This is a genomic window from Rhodovulum iodosum, from assembly GCF_041020385.1.
Taxonomy (GTDB): Bacteria; Pseudomonadota; Alphaproteobacteria; order Rhodobacterales; family Rhodobacteraceae; genus Rhodovulum; species Rhodovulum iodosum.
The window spans coordinates 43962-60144 of record NZ_JBEHHI010000003.1; the positions used below are offsets into that span (position 1 = coordinate 43962).

Consider the following 16183-nt stretch of genomic DNA (forward strand, 5'->3'; position numbering starts at 1 on the left):
GGTCCCTTCAGTTCTGCGCCAGCCGGAGCGCGGTATCGACCTCGGCCAGGGCCGTCTCATAGCCGGCGACGAGCGCGGCGACCGACGGCCCGGTGATGTCGGTGACCAGCGCCGGGTAGACGCCCAGCGCCAGCGTCATCGCCACCAGCGGCGCAAAGATCGCCCGCTCGCGCGCGGTCATGTCGGTGATCGAGCGCAGGGATTCCTTGATCAGGTCGCCCAGGACCACCCGGCGGTAGAGCCACAGCGCATAGGACGCCGAAAGGACGATACCGGTGGTGGCCACGACGGCCACCCAGGTATTGACCTGGAACACGCCGACGAGCGTCAGGAATTCGCCGATGAATCCGCTGGTGCCGGGCAGGCCCACATTGGCCATGGTGAACAGCATGAAGATCAGCGCATAGGCCGGCATCCGGTTGACCAGCCCGCCATAGGCGTCGATCTCGCGGGTGTGCATCCGGTCGTAGATAACGCCGACGATCAGAAACAGCGCGCCCGAGACGAAGCCGTGGCTCAGCATCTGGAAGATCGCGCCCTCGACGCCCTGCTGGTTGGCCGCGAAGATGCCCATGGTCACGTATCCCATATGCGCAACCGAGGAATAGGCGATCAGCTTTTTCATGTCCGATTGCGCAAGCGCCACCAGCGAGGTGTAGACGATGGCGATGGCCGACAGCCACAGGATCAGCGGCGCCCAAAGGTCCGAGGCCACCGGGAACATCGGCAGGCTGAAGCGCAGGAAGCCGTAGCCGCCCATCTTCAGCAGGATCGCCGCCAGCACCACGGACCCCGCGGTGGGCGCCTGCACGTGGGCGTCGGGCAGCCAGGTATGCACCGGCCACATCGGCATCTTGACCGCGAAGCTGGCGAAGAAGGCAAACCACAAGAGCGTCTGCATGCCCCCCATGATCTCGCGGCCCGCAAACGTCATGCTGGCCGCGCTGAACTCGTGGTTCAGAAGGGTCGGGATGTCCGTGGTGCCCGCGTCGACATACATCGCCAGCATCGCCACCAGCATCAGCACTGAACCGAGGAAGGTGTAGAGGAAGAACTTGAAGGTCGCGTAGATCCGCTCCTTGCCGCCCCAGATGCCGATGATCAGGAACATCGGGATCAGCCCGCCCTCGAAGAACAGGTAAAAGAGCACCAGGTCGAGCGCGGTGAAGACACCCAGCATCAGCGTCTCGAGCACCAGGAAGGCGGCCATGTATTCCTTGACCCGGTGTTCGACGTCCCAGCAGGCGGCGATGGTCAGCGGCATCAGGAAGGTGGTCAGCATCACGAACAGCACCGAGATGCCGTCGACCCCCATCTTGTATTTCAGCCCCAAGAGCCAGTCGCGCTCCTCGACAAGCTGAAAGCCCGGATCGGCCGGGTTGAACTCGGCCAGGACGAAAAGAGACACCAGGAAGGTGGCGGTGGTGGCGATCAGCGCCAGCCACTTTGCGTTGCGCCGTGCCGCCGCGTCGTCGCCGCGCAGAAAGGCCATCAGGATGAAGGCCGCGATCAGCGGGATGAAGGTGACAATGGAAAGCAGGTTGTCCATCAGTTCGCTCCCCCGCCCAGCGACATCCACGTGACCAGGAGCGCGATCCCCAGCACCATGGCGAAGGCGTAGTGGAACAGGTAGCCCGATTGCATCCGCCCCGACAGCCGCGTCAGGAACGGCACGAAACCCATGGACAGCCCGTTGATCGCCCCGTCGATCAGGCTGCCATCGCCCCCCTTCCACAGCGCGCGGCCGATATTGCGCGCCGGGTTCACGAAGATCGCGTCGTAAAGCTCATCGAAATACCACTTGTTCAGGAGGAACAGGTAGACAGGCCGGAACTGCCGCGCGAGTTGACCGGGCACCGACGGGCTGACGAGGTAGAACTGGTAGGCCAGGCCCAGCCCGAGCAGCATCGCCAGGAACGGCGCCGCCTTGACCCATTGGGGGGCGTGGTGCGCCTCGTCCATCACGTGGTTGTCGGGGGCCATGTAGATCGCCCCTTCGCCCGGCAGGGCATAACCGGCCGCCGCGGTGTCGTGGGCGGCCTCTTCGCCGTCACCCGCCTCGTCGGTCGCCGCGGCCTCTTCGCCGTGGCCGGCCTCTGCCGTCGCCGCGACCTCGTGGCTGGGGATACCGTAGAAGCGGTTCACCCGGTCATGGTCGCCGAAAAAGCTGCCGTACCAGGCCATGCCCGCAAAGACCGCGCCAAAGGCCAGCACGCCCAGCGGAATCAGCATGCTGCGCGGGCTTTCATGGGCGTGTTCGTGGGTGTGCTTGTCGCCCCGCGGCGTGCCCCAGAAGGTCATGAACATCAGCCGCCAGGAATAGAAACTGGTCATCGCGGCCGCGATCACCAGCGTCCAGAAGGCCCAGGTATCGCCCGATCCGAACGCGCTTTCGATGATCGCGTCCTTCGACAGGAACCCGGCAAATCCGATCGAGGTCAGCGGAATGCCCACCCCGGTGATCGCCAGCGTGCCGATCAGCATGGCGTAGAAGGTGTAGGGGATCTTGTCCTTCAGCCCGCCGTAATTTCGCATGTCCTGCTCGTGATGCATCGCGTGGATGACCGAGCCCGCCCCGAGAAACAGCAGCGCCTTGAAAAAGGCGTGGGTCAGCAGGTGGAACATCGCCGCCGAGTAAACGCCGACGCCCGCTGCGACGAACATGTAGCCCAGCTGCGAACAGGTCGAATAGGCGATGACCCGCTTGATGTCGTTCTGCACCAGCCCCACCGTGGCGGCGAAAAACGCCGTGGCCGCGCCGACGACCACGATCATCGTCTGGGCCTGCGGCGCGAATTCGATCAGCGGCGACATCCGGCAGATCAGGAACACCCCCGCCGTCACCATGGTCGCCGCGTGGATCAGCGCCGACACCGGCGTCGGGCCCTCCATCGCGTCCGGCAGCCAGGTGTGCAGCAAGAGCTGCGCCGACTTGCCCATCGCCCCGATGAACAGCAGGATCCCGATCAGGTTGGCGGCGTTCCAGCTTCCGTTCAGGAAGCTCAGCTCGGTCTCGGCGATCTCGGGAGCGGCGGCGAAGACATCGGTGAAGTTCACGCTGTCGACCAGGAAGTAGAGCGCGAAGATGCCCAGCGCAAAGCCGAAATCGCCCACCCGGTTGACAATGAACGCCTTCATCGCCGCCGCGTTGGCCGAGGGTTTCTTGAAGTAAAAGCCGATCAGCAGGTAAGACGCGAGGCCCACCCCCTCCCAGCCGAAGAACATCTGGATCAGGTTGTCGGCGGTGACCAGCGCCAGCATCGCGAAGGTGAAGATCGACAGGTACGCGAAGAACCGCGCCTTGTAATGTTCCTCTTCCTGCCACTGGGGGTCATGGTCCATGTAGCCAAAGCTGTAGAGATGGACGAAGGCCGAGACCGTGGTCACGACGATCAGCATGATCGCGGTCAGCCGGTCGATGCGGATCGCCCAGTCGGCGGTGAAGGTGCCGCTTTCGATAAAGCGAAAGACCTCGACCTGGCGCATCTCGCCGTCGAAGCCGAAGAACACGACCCAGGACAGCACCATCGAGACGAAGACCAGCACGGTCGCCGTCCACATCGCCGCCTTTTCGCCGATCAGCCGCCAGGTGAACCCGCACAGAAGCGCGCCCAGAAGCGGGGCAAAGAGGATGATCTTTTCCATGGCTCTTTACCCTTTCAGGATGTTGATGTCCTTGACCGCGATCGACCCGCGGTTGCGGTAGAAGCAGACCAGGATCGCCAGGCCGATGGCCGCCTCGGCGGCGGCGACGGTGAGGACGAACATGGTAAAGACCTGCCCCACCAGATCGCCCAGGAAGGCCGAGAAGGCGACGAGATTGATGTTGACCGCCAAGAGCATCAGCTCGATCGACATCAGGATGACGATCACGTTCTTGCGGTTCAGGAAGATCCCGAAAATGCCGATGACGAAGAGCGCTGCGGCCACCGTCAGGTAATGTTCAAGTCCGATCATTCCGTCCCTCTCGACCCCGGCGGGGCCTCAGTCAGTTATCCCCATGGCCACCGGCAAGGCGGCCACGATGCCGATGGCGACCGCTGTCCAACTCGCGGCGTCCGTGCTCACAGCCCCTGCCCCGGCTTCACATCCTTCAGTTCCATCGCCTTGGCCGGGTCGCGGTACATCTGGGCCAGGATGTCCTGGCGCTTGATGTTGGGCCGGTGGCGCAACGTCAGAACGATGGCGCCGATCATGGCGACCAGCAGGATCAGGCCCGCCGTCTGGAAGAGGTGCAGGTAATCGTCGTAGATCAGAGCACCCAGCGCGGCGGTGTTATGCGCCTCGTCCGGGGACGGGGCCACCGCGCCCCTGAGCGCCATCGCGCCGTCCGCGCTTTGCCAGACGCCGAAAACCATGGCGAGCTGGATCAGGAAGATCACCCCGATCAGCGCGGCCACCGGCAGGTAGCTGACCATCTCGGCCCTCAGTTCGGTGAAATCGACGTCGAGCATCATCACGACGAAGAGAAACAGCACCGCCACCGCGCCCACGTAGACGATGACCAGCAGCATCGCCACGAATTCGGCGCCAAGCAGCACGAAGAGCCCCGCCGACGAGATGAAGGCGAGGATCAGCCACAGCACCGAATGCACCGGGTTGCGCGCCAGCACCACGAAAAGGCCCGACGCGACCACCACGGTGGCAAAGCTGTAGAATGCGATATCGGCCACGGTCATCCGTCACTCTCCTCGGTCTCGTCGAAGACGGCCTGAGCCAGGCCCAGCGCCCGGCTCATCGCCGGGATGCCGCCCAGCATCGCCATCTGGTAGATCACCTCGCCGATTTCCTTCTCGCTGGCGCCCGCCTCCAGCGCGTGGCGCACGGTCAGCTTGAACTGCGCATCCGCCTGCGCGCCCAGCACCGTCAGCCCCGCGATAACAACCAGGAGACGGGTCTTGGCGTCCAGCCCCTCGGGGTTGAAGGCGTTGCCCCACATCATGTCCATGAAATCCTTGGGCATGGTCGGCATCAGCTTGTCGAAGCCCTGCGCCTGGAAGGTCTCCAGTGCGGGGTTGAAGGTGCGGGCCATGCGGTGGCTCTGCTCCAGCATCTGCTCGAAGAGTTTTGCGAAATCGCTCATCGGTACGGCGCGTCCAGTTCCAGGTTGCGGGCGATCTCGGCCTCCCAGCGTTCGCCGTTGGCCAACAGCTTGTCCTTGTCGTAGAACAGCTCTTCCCGCGTCTCGGTGGCGAACTCGAAATTCGGTCCCTCGACGATGGCGTCCACCGGGCAGGACTCCTCGCAAAAGCCACAGTAGATGCACTTCGTCATGTCGATGTCGTAGCGCGTGGTGCGGCGGCTGCCGTCGGCGCGCGGCTCGGCGTCGATGGTGATCGCCTGCGCGGGGCAGATCGCCTCGCACAGCTTGCAGGCGATGCAGCGTTCCTCGCCGTTGGGATAGCGCCTGAGCGCGTGCTCGCCACGAAAACGCGGGCTCAGCGGGCCCTTTTCGTGCGGGTAGTTCAACGTCGCCTTGGGGGCGAAGAAATACTTCATCCCCAGCCGGAAACCGTCGATGAAATCGACCATCAGAAAGTATTTTCCGGCGCGTTTCCAGTCGATCGCGGTCATGTCTTGCCCTCGTCGATATTGCGCGCCGCCCAGGCGAAGATACAGGCCGCGAGATCCTCCTGGGTCATCTCGCGCACCGTGCCGCCCTGGGCGAGGCGCTTGTCCAGCTCGGCCAGGACCGTGCTCGAAAGATCCATCAGGTCGAGGTATTTCACGTCGAGAATGGCGCGGGACAATTCGTTCATGTCAGCCTCCAACAGGCCAGCGCGCATAGGCGCCGCCGAAAAGATCATACTGGGCAAAAAAGGCCACAACGACGACCCACAGCAGGCTGAGCGGCAGGAACACCTTCCAGCCCAGCCGCATCAGCTGGTCGTAGCGGTAACGGGGCACGATGGCCTTGACCATCGCGAAGAGGAAGAAGAACACCGCCATCTTGCCGACCATCCAGACCGCGCCGTCGGGCAGGCCCGGAATGGGCGACAGCCAGCCGCCGAAGAACAAGAGGCTCATCAGCGCGCACATCAGGAAGATGGCGATGTATTCGCCGGCCATGAACAACAGGAACGGCGTGGAGGAATATTCCACCTGGTATCCGGCCACGAGTTCCGACTCCGCCTCGGGCAGGTCGAAGGGCGGGCGGTTGGTCTCGGCCAGCGCCGAGACGAAAAACAGCACCACCATCGGCAGATGCGGCAGCCAGTACCAGGAAAACAGCCCGAACCGGCCATCCTGCGCATGCACGATGTCGCCGAAATTCAACGAGCCGGTGGACAGGATCACCCCGATGATGATCAGGCCGATCGACACCTCGTAAGAGATCATCTGCGCGGCCGAGCGCAGGCTGCCCAGAAAGGGGTATTTCGAGTTCGACGCCCAACCGCCCATGATCACGCCGTAGACCTCGAGCGATGAAATCGCGAAGACATAGAGAAGCGCCACGTTGAGATCGGCCAGCACCAGCCTGTCGGAAAACGGAATGACCGCCCAGGCCGCCATCGCCATGACGAACGAGATCAGCGGCGCCAGCAGGAACACGATCTTGTCGCTGCCCGAGGGCACGACGATTTCCTTGACCACGTATTTCAGCGCGTCGGCCACCGTCTGCAGCAGGCCGAAGGCGCCCACGACGTTGGGCCCCCTGCGCATCTGCACCGCCGCCCAGATCTTGCGGTCGCCATAGACCAGGAACAACAGCGAGATCATCACGAAGGCGATCAGCATCACGCCCTGCGTCATGATCAGCAGCGCGGTTCCCAAGCCTGTGTCCAGAAAATCAGCCATGTCGCCCCTTGTTCCTCAAACCGTCGGTATTCCGTCCCGGCGGCATTGATCCACCACCACTTCGGCGTCGATGGTCAGCGCGCCCCTCGGCAGCGCGGGTGAAATCGTGTAAACAGCATCCGCCTTCCAAATGCCACCCTCTTGGGCCAGCCGCGTGCGGACGTGGCGGGCAAAGCCGTAGCCGCGGATCAGCGCGTATTGCGCCGCCGCGCAGCGGGCGTAGTCATCCACCGCTTCGGGGCCGTCGGCGCGTTCGAGCGCCACGACGAAATTGACCAGGTCGTCCTGCAAAAGCCGCGTCTCGACGCCCAGATAGACCGGCGCCGCGGCCCGGTCGTCCGGCCCCTCGGTGGGGGTGCAGCCCGCCGCCCCGCCGGTCAGGGCGAGCGCGGCGAGCGGCGCGACGAGAGAACGAAGACGGATCATCGCCGGGCCTATTCCGCCGCCAGCGGCGCGGCGCGGCGCGCGCGGGCATTGGCCGAAAGCTCGGCCATCAGGGCCGAGGCGCGCGCGATCGGGTTGGCCAGGTAGAAATCGGCGAGCGAATAGCGGAACTCGGCCTTGGCCGGCGCGGCCGGCGTGAGCGGTTGCCACTCGTTTTCCGGCACCTGGTCGATCTCTTTCAGATGCGGCGCGGCGGCCACCAGCGCTTGGCGAAGCTGGGCCAGGCTGTCATAGGGCAGCACCGCGCCCATCTCGCCCGAGAGCGCGCGCAGGATCGCCCAGTTTTCCTTCGCCTCGCCGGGCGGAAAGCCCGCGCGCAGGGCAAGCTGCGGCCGGCCCTCGGTATTGACGAAAAGCCCCTGTTCCTCGGTATAGGCGGCGCCGGGCAGGATGATGTCGGCCCGGTGCGCACCGCGGTCGCCATGGCTGCCCTGGTAGATGACAAACGGCCCCTCGGCGATGTCCACCTCGTCGGCGCCCAGGTTGTAGATCACCTCGGCGCCCTCGATGGCCTTTTCCATGCCGCCCTCGGCGGTGCAGCCGGCATCCATCGCGCCGACCCGCGCCGCGGCGGTGTGCAGCACCAAAAGCTTTGCGCCGGTCTTGTCGGCCAGCGCCATCGCCTGGGACAGCACCGCCGCGCCATCGGCCTCGGTGAGCGCGCCTTGGCCGACGATCACCACGCCGGGCCGCTCGGTCGGTGCGGCGGCCGAGACCAGCGCGCTCAGCGCGGCGCGGTCGGTGCCCGCTTCGTGCACGTCATAGGTCAGATCGACCACCGGTCCGACCCGGTGCACCTCTGCGCCGCGTATCCACGCCTTGCGGATGCGCGCGTTGAGAACCGGCGCCTCGGCGCGCGGGTTGGTGCCGATCAGCCAGATGTCGCCCGCCGCGTCGATATCCTCGATGGCCGCGGTGCCGACATAGGCCGAGCGGTTGCCGGCGGGCAGCCTGGCCCCGTCGGTGCGGCATTCCACCTGGCCGCCCTGCCCCTCGATCAGCTGTTTCAGGGCAAAGGCCGCCTCGACCGGGGCCAGGTCGCCCACCAGCCCGGCTGCCTTCTTGCCTTTCAGCGCCTTGGCCGCGGCGGCCAGCGCCTCGGGCCAGCTGGCGGGCCTGAGCTTGCCGTTTTCGCGCAGATAGGGCTTGTCCAGCCGCTGACGCCGCAGCCCGTCCCAGACAAAGCGGGTCTTGTCGGAAATCCATTCCTCGTTTACGCCGTCATGGTTGCGCGGCAGGATGCGCATCACTTCTCGGCCCTTGGTGTCGACCCGGATGCTGCTGCCCAGGGCGTCCATCACGTCGATGGTCTCGGTCTTGGTCAGCTCCCACGGGCGGGCGGTGAAGGCGTAGGGTTTCGAGGTCAGCGCGCCGACCGGGCAAAGATCGATGATGTTGCCCTGCATCTCGCTGTCGAGCGTCTGGCCCAGATAGGCGGTGATCTCGGCATCCTCGCCGCGCCCGGTCTGGCCCAGCTCGGGCATCCCCGCGACCTCGGTGATGAAGCGCACGCAGCGGGTGCAGGAAATGCAGCGCGTCATGCAGGTGCCAACCAGCGGCCCGAGATCCATGTCGACCACGGCGCGCTTGGGTTCGCGGTAGCGGCTGAAATCGACGCCATAGGCCATGGCCTGGTCCTGAAGGTCGCATTCGCCGCCCTGGTCGCAGATCGGGCAGTCGAGCGGATGGTTGATGAGCAGGAACTCCATCACCCCCTCGCGCGCCTTCTTGACCATGGGCGAGTTGGTTTTCACCACCGGCGGTGCGCCCTCGGGGCCCGGGCGCAGATCCTTGACTTGCATCGCGCAGGATGCCGCGGGCTTGGGCGGGCCGCCCACCACCTCGACCAGGCACATCCGGCAGTTGCCGGCGATCGACAGCCGCTCGTGATAGCAAAACCGCGGCACTTCGATGCCCGCCGCCTCGCACGCCTGGAGCAGAGTCATGGCCGGTTCGACCTCGATCTCCTGGCCGTCGATGATGATCTTGCGTAGCTCTGCCATGATCTTACCTTGCTGTGCCGGCCCGGTCGGGCGGGCATCCCTATCGTTTTTCGCGCAACAGCCAGCCCGTCAGGCTGCCCCTGGCGATTTCCTCGCGGCCCAGGCGGCAATAGCTCTCGGCATCGCCCTCTTTCACGCCGTGGCGGGCGAGGTAGGCGTCGCGCTGGGCGCGCATGCGATCCTGTTCGTCGTCGGAGTCGAGAAACGCCTCGATCTGTTCTTCGGTGTAGCCGAGCGACAGCGCATGTTCCTCCAACTCATGGGCGCCCCGCAATGCCCGAAAGATGCGGGCCGACATTGTGGGACAGTTCTTGCGTATCTCGTCGCCCACCGCCGCGGCGAAGAGCGAATTCCACACATGGGCGTTTTCGCGCAGGGGCGGCAGGCCCTCGGCCGCCGCCGCGGGGCCGGTGCCCAGCGTCAGCGCCCCGGCCAGCGCCGCCGCGGCCGATATGTGCCCCAGCAGACGCATTTTTATTCAGCCGCCACCGCGCTGGGGCGGCCGGTCTTGCGGGCCTTGATGCGATCTTCGATCTCGCCCCTGAAATGCCGGATCAGGCCCTGGATCGGCCAGGCCGCGGCATCGCCGAGCGCGCAGATCGTGTGGCCCTCGACCTGCTTGGTGACGTCGAAGAGCATGTCGATCTCTTCGACCTCGGCCTCGCCGGTCACCATACGGTCCATTACGCGCATCATCCAGCCGGTGCCCTCGCGGCAGGGCGTGCACTGGCCGCAGCTCTCGTGCTTGTAGAATTTGGCCAGCCGCCAGATCGCCTTGATGACGTCGGTCGACTGGTCCATCACGATCACCGCGGCGGTGCCGAGGCCCGATTTCTGCTCGCGCAGCCAGTCGAAATCCATGATCGCGTCGTCGCACAAATCCGCCGGAAGCAGCGGCACCGACGAGCCGCCGGGGATCACCGCCTTGAGGTTGCCCCATCCGCCGCGCACCCCGCCGCAGTGTTTCTCAAGGAGGTCCTTGAGGCCGATCGACATGGTTTCCTCCACCACGCAGGGATGGTTCACATGGCCCGAGATCGCAAAGATCTTGGTGCCCGCGTTGTTGGGCCGGCCAAAGCTGGCAAACCAGTCGCCGCCCCGACGCAGGATGGTGGGCACGACGGCGATGGATTCGACGTTGTTGACCGTCGACGGGCAGCCGTAAAGCCCCGCGCCCGCCGGGAACGGCGGCTTGAGCCGCGGCATCCCCTTCTTGCCCTCCAGGCTTTCCAGCAGCGCGGTTTCCTCGCCGCAGATATAGGCCCCTGCCCCGTGCGAGAGGTAAAGGTCGAAATCCCAGCCCGACCCGGCGGCGTTGCGGCCCAAGAGACCCGCCTCGTAGGCCTCGTCGATAGCCGCCTGAAGCGCCTCGCGCTCACGGATGTATTCGCCCCGGATATAGATGTAGGCCGTGTGCGCCTGCATCGCAAAAGAGGCCAGCAGGCACCCCTCGACCAGCGTGTGCGGATCGTGACGCATGATCTCGCGGTCCTTGCAGGTGCCTGGCTCGGATTCGTCGGCATTGACCACCAGATAGTGCGGCCGCCCGTCGCTTTCCTTTGGCATGAAAGACCATTTAAGACCGGTCGGGAAACCGGCGCCGCCGCGCCCCCTGAGCCCCGATTTCTTCATCTCGTCGATGATCCAGTCGCGGCCATTGGAAATCAGCGCGGCCGTGCCGTCCCAGTGGCCGCGCTTCTTGGCGCCGGCCAAGGTGCGCTCGTGCATCCCGTAGAGATTGGTGAAGATGCGGTCCTGATCGGTCAGCATGGCTCAGCCTCGGTTGTTCCGGCGCGCCCGCCAGAGTCTAAATGTCACCACCAGCGCCCAGACGAACGCTGCAAGGGCCGCGAAGTCGACAAGAAAGGCGTAGCGCGCGGGCAGGCCCATTCGCCCGCCCAGCGCCTGGGCGGCGACCCAGACCAGCATCGTCACGGCTATCACCACGGCCACCAGCCGTGCCTGCCGGGCCAATGCCCTGTCCTGATCGCCCCCTGCCGTCACATGCACCTCAGTAGACGTCGCCCTCGTCGACCCGTTTGGAGAAGGCGGTCTCGCCGCCCTCGGCCAACAGCTTGGCCTGGGCAACCCAGTCGTCGCGGCTCACCCGGCCCTTGAAGCCTTCGAGGTTTTCATCGACCCAGGCCACCTCTTCGTCGGTCCATTTGGCGATCTGGTCGAAGTGGTAAAAGCCCAGACGATTGCACAGCTTTTCCAGCTTCGGCCCGACGCCCTTGATCCTCTTGAGATCGTCCGCAGACCCGCCGCGCGGTGCGTCCAGCGCCGCCGGGCGCTTGCCGACCTCTGCCGCCTCGGGCTTGGCTGCCTCGGGTGCGGGCGCAGGCGCCGGTTCGGGTGCAGGCGCAGGTTTGGGCGCGGCTTTCTTCGGTTCGGGCGCAGGCGCCGATTTGGGCGCGGCCTTCTTCGGGGCGGGTGCAGGCGCCGCCTTGGGCGCGGGCGCGCGTGCCGCCGGCTTGGGCGCCTTGCTGCCCGGCTTTTCGCTGACCGGCGGGTTCGCCGCGGCCTTCGCGTTGGCCGCCAGATAGGGGGCCCGGCGCGCCTCGATCTCGGCCTTCTCGGCCCGCTCGGCGTTGAGCTCGTCAGGGCTGCGGCAGAAGCCCTCGGTCAACACGTAACCGCAAACCGCGAAGGTCACCAGACCGGCAATGACCGCAACCAGCGACCAGAATCCGATCGCATAAGCGATTACTGCCACGGTAAGCCCGATCACGGCGGACAGGGTCCACCACAGCAAGGCGCATCTGAATTTGTGTTCGTTGTGAGTGATTGTCATCGTCCGACTCCGATACGACGTTTAAGTCTCGACACCGTCAGTTGTAGCGCGTCGAGCGGCCGCTGTCTTGCCCTCGGCGGCAAGCCCACGGGCCTGTTCCACCCAATTGCCCCGGCTCGCGCACCCTTCGTATCCCTCCAGATGCGCGTCTGCCCAGGCAACGTTGTCGGCCCCCCACTCGGCGATCTGCGCGAAATGGAAAATGCCAATCCCATTGAGCATGGCCTGCAGCTTTTTATCAACGCCTTCCAGCCGCGTCAGGTCGTCCACCCCCTGAGCGCCCGGCGCGCGCATCGGCACCGGTCTGCGGCCCTTGCCGTGGCCCGGCGCCAGGCCCCACGGGGCCAGAAGCGGCACCTCGGTGCCGTCGATCCGCTTGACCGTGTCGCCGATCTCGGTCGCCAGTTCGGCCGAGGCGTTGTAGCTGTAGTGCTTGGTGTCGGCCTCGGTCAGGCTGGTCAGCCCGCCCTCGGGCTCCGACGCGAAGCGGCCGTTTTGCGGGCCCGGCACAGGCACCTTGCCCGCGGCCAGCTCGTCGAGGATCGCGGCCAGCCGCTCGGCGGTGAGATCCTCGTAATAATCCTTGCCGATCTGCACCATCGGCGCGTTCGAACACGCGCCGAGGCATTCGACCTCTTCCCAAGAGAACTTGCCGTCCGCCGACAGGGCGAACGGCGCCTCGGCGATCTTCGACTTGCACACCCCGATCAGGTCTTCGGCACCGCAGATCAGGCAAGACGTCGTGCCGCAGACCTGCACATGGGCGACCGAACCCACCGGCGCGAGCTGGAACATGAAATAGAAGGTCGCAACCTCCAGCGCGCGGATATGCGCCATGCCCAGCATGTCGGCGACATGCTCGATCGCCGGCCGCGAGAGCCAGCCCTCCTGCTCCTGCGCACGCCACAGCAGCGGGATGATGGCGCTGGCCTCGCGCCCCGCGGGGTATTTCGTCAACTGCGCCTCCGCCCAGGCCTGGTTGGCCGGGGTGAAGGCGAAGCTGTCTGGTTGATCGGGGTGCAGTCGTCGCAGCATTACTCGGCACAACCTCCTGTCAAAAGACGGATGCCGCCCTCTTCCGACGCATCGCCGACTTCGCCCATGACGCGCAGTTCGTCAACGACGGCGCGCAGGGTCTCTTCTTCGTAGCCGGTGGCACTCTCCACCTGGGCGGCGGCGTCGTCGGTGGTGATCACGCAGCCGGCGGATTCGATGGCAGCGCGCACGGTGGCGAGCTGTTCTTCGGTGGCGGCGGCCTGCGCGATTGTGGCCACGGGGGCGAAAACGGCGCAAAGCGCCAGGGTTTTAAGGGTCTTCATGGGTGGTCCTCCAGTTTGACGGCCCCATTGCGGGCCGCGTGAGTTGGCGCATCGCGGTCTTGCGATGCAGGGGTCCCCACCCAGATGCGGTAGCGGCAAAGGCGGCTCATCGGTCCACCTCGCCGAAAACGATGTCCATCGTGCCGATGATCGCGGCGACGTCAGCCAGCTGGTGGCCCGTGGCGATGTAGTCCATCGCCTGAAGGTGCAGAAAGCCCGGTGCGCGGAGCTTGGCGCGGTAGGGCTTGTTGGTGCCGTCGGCCACCAGGTAGACGCCGAATTCGCCCTTGGGCGCCTCGACCGCGGCATAGACCTCGCCCGCGGGCACATGGAAGCCCTCGGTATAAAGCTTGAAGTGATGGATCAGCGCCTCCATCGAGGTCTTCATGTCGCCGCGCGTGGGCGGGGCGATCTTGCCGCGGTTCAGCACCTCTCCGGGTTCGCGGCGCAGCTTTTCGCAGGCCTGCTTGATGATGTGGGTCGACTGGCGCATCTCTTCCATCCGCACCAGATAGCGGTCGTAGCAGTCGCCGTTCTTGCCCACGGGAATCTGAAACTCGAACTCGTCGTAGCACTCGTAAGGCTGCGCCCGGCGCAAGTCCCACGCCAGGCCCGAACCGCGCACCATCACGCCGGAAAAGCCCCAGTCGAGGATATCCTGCTCGTTGACGACGCCGATATCGGCGTTGCGCTGCTTGAAGATGCGGTTTTCGGTCAGCAGCCCGTCCAGGTCGTCCAACACCCTCGGGAATTCGTCGGCCCAGCGGTCGATATCTTCGATCAGCTCGGGCGGCAGGTCCTGATGCACGCCGCCGGGGCGGAAATAGGCGGCGTGAAGCCGCGCCCCGCAGGCGCGCTCGTAGAACACCATCAGCTTCTCGCGCTCTTCGAACCCCCAGAGCGGCGGCGTCAGCGCGCCGACGTCCATTGCCTGGGTGGTGACGTTCAGCAGGTGGTTGAGCACCCGGCCGATCTCGCAAAACAGCACCCGGATCAGCTGGGCCCGGCGCGGCACCTCGGTCTTGGTCAGCTTCTCGATGGCCAGGCACCAGGCGTGTTCCTGGTTCATCGGGGCCACGTAATCCAGCCGGTCGAAATAGGGCAGGTTCTGCAGGTAGGTACGGCTTTCCATCAGCTTTTCGGTGCCGCGGTGCAACAGGCCGATATGGGGATCGGCACGTTCCACGATTTCGCCGTCAAGCTCCAGCACCATGCGCAAAACGCCATGGGCCGCAGGGTGTTGCGGGCCGAAGTTGATGTTGAAGTTGCGGATGCTCTGCTCGCCCGTGCGGGCGTCGCCGAATTTTCCGTCCATCATCTCACACCCCCGCCATATGCGCGCGCCAGACGCTGGGCACCGGGCCCAGGCTGGCGGCGACGTAGTCGTATTGCGGACGCAGCCAGTCGGCCGCGGCGCGGCGTTGCGCGTCGCTCATCGGCACCGGCACGCCTTCGTGCACCCGCTCGGCCAGCGGCGCAGGGGCGGGAGACAGGCCCAGAAAGGCGCACAGCCGGGCGACGCCCTGATCGCTGAAAAGCTCTTCGTAGAAGGCGGTAAACAGGCGCGACGGCGCGACGGCCGCGCGCAGCCGGCCCAGCACGGCGCGATAATCGCCGCGACGGGCGATATGGTCCTCTTCGCCGCGCAGCACGCGGCGCAGGATGCGGCCGGCCCGCTCGGTGATGTCCTCGCCCGTGGCGGCACGGCGCCTGGCGATCATGCGCACATGGCTCCACAGCCGCTCGACCGGGTCGCGCAGCAGATAGACGAAACGCGTGTCAGGTGCCATCGCGGCCATCCGTTTCAGGCGCCCCTCCGAAAGCAGAGCATACCCGGGGGTTATGTCGGCAATAAGGCGTGAATCGGCCGCCGCGCCGGCCTCGAGATAGGCCAGGTAGGCCGCCTCGTCCCCCGCGCGCAGCACATCCGCGAACGTGCCCAGGTCGGCGATCCGCTGCGCCCGCTCGGCCCGTTTCTCGGGCGAACCCGCGCCGGTTTCGGCCCGGCGCGTCAGCATTTCGCGCTCGGCCTCGAACTGGGCCGCCTGCTTGTCGCGGCGCCCCTCGTCGATCGCGTCGAAGAAGTGCAACTCTTTCACGCTGCGCAGATGGCACTGCGGGTGGCCTGCGAGATAGCTGTAAAGCCAGCTCGTGCCCGCCTTGGTGGCGCCCACGCCGAACATCAGCGTGCGCCCGGATATCGTCGCTGTCTGGCTCACGCCGCGCCGTCCCCCCGCTCGTCGCCGGGCAGGATGTAATCGGCGCCCTCCCAGGGGCTCATGAAATCGAATTGCCGGTATTCCTGGGTCAGCTTGACCGGCTCGTAGATCACGCGCTTCTGCGTTTCGTCATAGCGCACCTCGGTATAGCCCGTGGTGGGGAAATCCTTGCGCAGCGGGTGCCCGCGAAATCCGTAGTCGGTCAGCAGGCGGCGCAGGTCGGGATGGCCCGAGAAGAGGATGCCGAACATGTCGAACACCTCGCGTTCGAACCAGTCGGCCGAGGCGTGGATGCGGATGATCGAGGGCACCATTTCGTCCTCGCGCACGGGCAGTTTCACCCGCAGGCGCTGATTCTGGTACATCGACAGGAAATGGTAGACCACATCGAAGCGCGCCTCGCGCTCGGGATAATCCACCGCAGTGATGTCGACCAGCGAGGAAAACCGGCAGGTCGCGTCGGCGCGCAGAAAGTCGACCAGCCCGGTGATCGAGCTGGGCGCCGCGGTCACGTTCAGCTCGTCATGCGCAACCTCGTAGGACAGCACGCAGTCGGGGCGCCGGGCCTCGATATGGGCGCCGAGTTCGTTCAGGGCGTCGGTCATT

The 16183-nt window shown here is 65.7% G+C and carries 19 protein-coding genes; all 19 read right to left on the reverse strand.

Translation table 11 applies throughout. The features are described from left to right. Positions 1-7 precede the first annotated feature (7 nt). Positions 8-1549 carry an NADH-quinone oxidoreductase subunit M gene (locus Ga0609869_RS14265; RefSeq protein WP_125403842.1) on the reverse strand — a complete coding sequence of 514 codons (1542 nt, stop codon included), beginning with the start codon at positions 1547-1549 and terminating at the stop codon, positions 8-10. Next, positions 1549-3645 (reverse strand): NADH-quinone oxidoreductase subunit L, encoded by a 2097-nt coding sequence (gene nuoL, locus Ga0609869_RS14270; RefSeq protein WP_125403843.1) that lies wholly within the window; start codon positions 3643-3645, stop codon positions 1549-1551. The genes Ga0609869_RS14265 and nuoL overlap by 1 nt, the downstream gene beginning before the upstream one ends. Positions 3646-3651: 6 nt before the next feature. Beyond that, positions 3652-3957, reverse strand: a complete 306-nt coding sequence (nuoK, locus tag Ga0609869_RS14275) for an NADH-quinone oxidoreductase subunit NuoK (RefSeq protein WP_125403844.1) — start codon at positions 3955-3957, stop codon at positions 3652-3654. Positions 3958-4064: 107 nt separating this feature from the next. After that, positions 4065-4679 carry an NADH-quinone oxidoreductase subunit J gene (locus Ga0609869_RS14280; protein ID WP_125403845.1) on the reverse strand — a complete coding sequence of 205 codons (615 nt, stop codon included), beginning with the start codon at positions 4677-4679 and terminating at the stop codon, positions 4065-4067. Further along, a complete protein-coding gene (locus tag Ga0609869_RS14285) occupies positions 4676-5083 on the reverse strand; it encodes a carboxymuconolactone decarboxylase family protein (RefSeq protein WP_125403846.1) in 408 nt (135 codons plus the stop codon). Before Ga0609869_RS14285 ends, Ga0609869_RS14280 begins: the two co-directional genes overlap by 4 nt. Further along, complete coding sequence (gene nuoI, locus Ga0609869_RS14290) at positions 5080-5574, reverse strand: NADH-quinone oxidoreductase subunit NuoI (protein ID WP_125403847.1); 495 nt, start codon at positions 5572-5574, stop codon at positions 5080-5082. The genes Ga0609869_RS14285 and nuoI overlap by 4 nt, the downstream gene beginning before the upstream one ends. Then, positions 5571-5759 carry a hypothetical protein gene (locus tag Ga0609869_RS14295; RefSeq protein WP_125403848.1) on the reverse strand — a complete coding sequence of 63 codons (189 nt, stop codon included), beginning with the start codon at positions 5757-5759 and terminating at the stop codon, positions 5571-5573. Before Ga0609869_RS14295 ends, nuoI begins: the two co-directional genes overlap by 4 nt. A gap of 1 nt (position 5760) precedes the next feature. Then, complete coding sequence (nuoH, locus tag Ga0609869_RS14300) at positions 5761-6798, reverse strand: NADH-quinone oxidoreductase subunit NuoH (protein WP_125403849.1); 1038 nt, start codon at positions 6796-6798, stop codon at positions 5761-5763. Between the two features lie 15 nt (positions 6799-6813). Next, positions 6814-7224, reverse strand: coding sequence for a YNQ4 family lipoprotein (locus Ga0609869_RS14305; RefSeq protein ID WP_125403850.1), 411 nt, complete (start codon positions 7222-7224; stop codon positions 6814-6816). A gap of 8 nt (positions 7225-7232) precedes the next feature. Then, positions 7233-9245 (reverse strand): NADH-quinone oxidoreductase subunit NuoG, encoded by a 2013-nt coding sequence (nuoG, locus tag Ga0609869_RS14310; RefSeq protein WP_125403851.1) that lies wholly within the window; start codon positions 9243-9245, stop codon positions 7233-7235. A 40-nt stretch (positions 9246-9285) separates the two neighbouring features. After that, positions 9286-9717, reverse strand: a complete 432-nt coding sequence (locus Ga0609869_RS14315) for a DUF5333 domain-containing protein (protein WP_125403852.1) — start codon at positions 9715-9717, stop codon at positions 9286-9288. Positions 9718-9719: 2 nt separating this feature from the next. Next, complete coding sequence (gene nuoF, locus Ga0609869_RS14320; protein WP_125403853.1) at positions 9720-11015, reverse strand: NADH-quinone oxidoreductase subunit NuoF; 1296 nt, start codon at positions 11013-11015, stop codon at positions 9720-9722. A 3-nt stretch (positions 11016-11018) separates the two neighbouring features. Further along, positions 11019-11255 (reverse strand): DUF5337 domain-containing protein, encoded by a 237-nt coding sequence (locus Ga0609869_RS14325; RefSeq protein ID WP_125403854.1) that lies wholly within the window; start codon positions 11253-11255, stop codon positions 11019-11021. Between the two features lies 1 nt (position 11256). Then, on the reverse strand, positions 11257-11976 hold the full coding sequence (locus tag Ga0609869_RS14330) for a helix-hairpin-helix domain-containing protein (RefSeq protein WP_245972147.1): 720 nt from the start codon (positions 11974-11976) through the stop codon (positions 11257-11259). An 84-nt stretch (positions 11977-12060) separates the two neighbouring features. Continuing rightward, on the reverse strand, positions 12061-13074 hold the full coding sequence (nuoE, locus tag Ga0609869_RS14335) for an NADH-quinone oxidoreductase subunit NuoE (RefSeq protein WP_125403856.1): 1014 nt from the start codon (positions 13072-13074) through the stop codon (positions 12061-12063). Further along, positions 13074-13358, reverse strand: a complete 285-nt coding sequence (locus Ga0609869_RS14340) for a hypothetical protein (RefSeq protein WP_125403857.1) — start codon at positions 13356-13358, stop codon at positions 13074-13076. Before Ga0609869_RS14340 ends, nuoE begins: the two co-directional genes overlap by 1 nt. 106 nt (positions 13359-13464) lie before the next feature. Next, positions 13465-14673, reverse strand: a complete 1209-nt coding sequence (locus Ga0609869_RS14345; RefSeq protein ID WP_211336788.1) for an NADH-quinone oxidoreductase subunit D — start codon at positions 14671-14673, stop codon at positions 13465-13467. A 4-nt stretch (positions 14674-14677) separates the two neighbouring features. Continuing rightward, positions 14678-15577, reverse strand: coding sequence for a sulfotransferase family protein (locus Ga0609869_RS14350; protein WP_125403859.1), 900 nt, complete (start codon positions 15575-15577; stop codon positions 14678-14680). Then, the gene (locus tag Ga0609869_RS14355; protein WP_125403860.1) at positions 15574-16182 is read right to left on the reverse strand and encodes an NADH-quinone oxidoreductase subunit C; all 609 of its coding nucleotides are present in this window, start codon (positions 16180-16182) and stop codon (positions 15574-15576) included. Before Ga0609869_RS14355 ends, Ga0609869_RS14350 begins: the two co-directional genes overlap by 4 nt. Position 16183 lies beyond the last annotated feature (1 nt).

Bases quoted from the DNA above. Each gene is read 5' to 3' on its own strand.
- Ga0609869_RS14265 (WP_125403842.1), bottom strand. From the start codon at position 1,549: ATGGACAACCTGCTTTCCATTGTCACCTTCATCCCGCTGATCGCGGCC.
- nuoL (WP_125403843.1), bottom strand. From the start codon at position 3,645: ATGGAAAAGATCATCCTCTTTGCCCCGCTTCTGGGCGCGCTTCTGTGC.
- nuoK (WP_125403844.1), bottom strand. From the start codon at position 3,957: ATGATCGGACTTGAACATTACCTGACGGTGGCCGCAGCGCTCTTCGTC.
- Ga0609869_RS14280 (WP_125403845.1), bottom strand. From the start codon at position 4,679: ATGACCGTGGCCGATATCGCATTCTACAGCTTTGCCACCGTGGTGGTC.
- Ga0609869_RS14285 (WP_125403846.1), bottom strand. From the start codon at position 5,083: ATGAGCGATTTCGCAAAACTCTTCGAGCAGATGCTGGAGCAGAGCCAC.
- nuoI (WP_125403847.1), bottom strand. From the start codon at position 5,574: ATGACCGCGATCGACTGGAAACGCGCCGGAAAATACTTTCTGATGGTC.
- Ga0609869_RS14295 (WP_125403848.1), bottom strand. From the start codon at position 5,759: ATGAACGAATTGTCCCGCGCCATTCTCGACGTGAAATACCTCGACCTG.
- nuoH (WP_125403849.1), bottom strand. From the start codon at position 6,798: ATGGCTGATTTTCTGGACACAGGCTTGGGAACCGCGCTGCTGATCATG.
- Ga0609869_RS14305 (WP_125403850.1), bottom strand. From the start codon at position 7,224: ATGATCCGTCTTCGTTCTCTCGTCGCGCCGCTCGCCGCGCTCGCCCTG.
- nuoG (WP_125403851.1), bottom strand. From the start codon at position 9,245: ATGGCAGAGCTACGCAAGATCATCATCGACGGCCAGGAGATCGAGGTC.
- Ga0609869_RS14315 (WP_125403852.1), bottom strand. From the start codon at position 9,717: ATGCGTCTGCTGGGGCACATATCGGCCGCGGCGGCGCTGGCCGGGGCG.
- nuoF (WP_125403853.1), bottom strand. From the start codon at position 11,015: ATGCTGACCGATCAGGACCGCATCTTCACCAATCTCTACGGGATGCAC.
- nuoE (WP_125403856.1), bottom strand. From the start codon at position 13,074: ATGCTGCGACGACTGCACCCCGATCAACCAGACAGCTTCGCCTTCACC.
- Ga0609869_RS14340 (WP_125403857.1), bottom strand. From the start codon at position 13,358: ATGAAGACCCTTAAAACCCTGGCGCTTTGCGCCGTTTTCGCCCCCGTG.
- Ga0609869_RS14345 (WP_211336788.1), bottom strand. From the start codon at position 14,673: ATGGACGGAAAATTCGGCGACGCCCGCACGGGCGAGCAGAGCATCCGC.
- Ga0609869_RS14355 (WP_125403860.1), bottom strand. From the start codon at position 16,182: ATGACCGACGCCCTGAACGAACTCGGCGCCCATATCGAGGCCCGGCGC.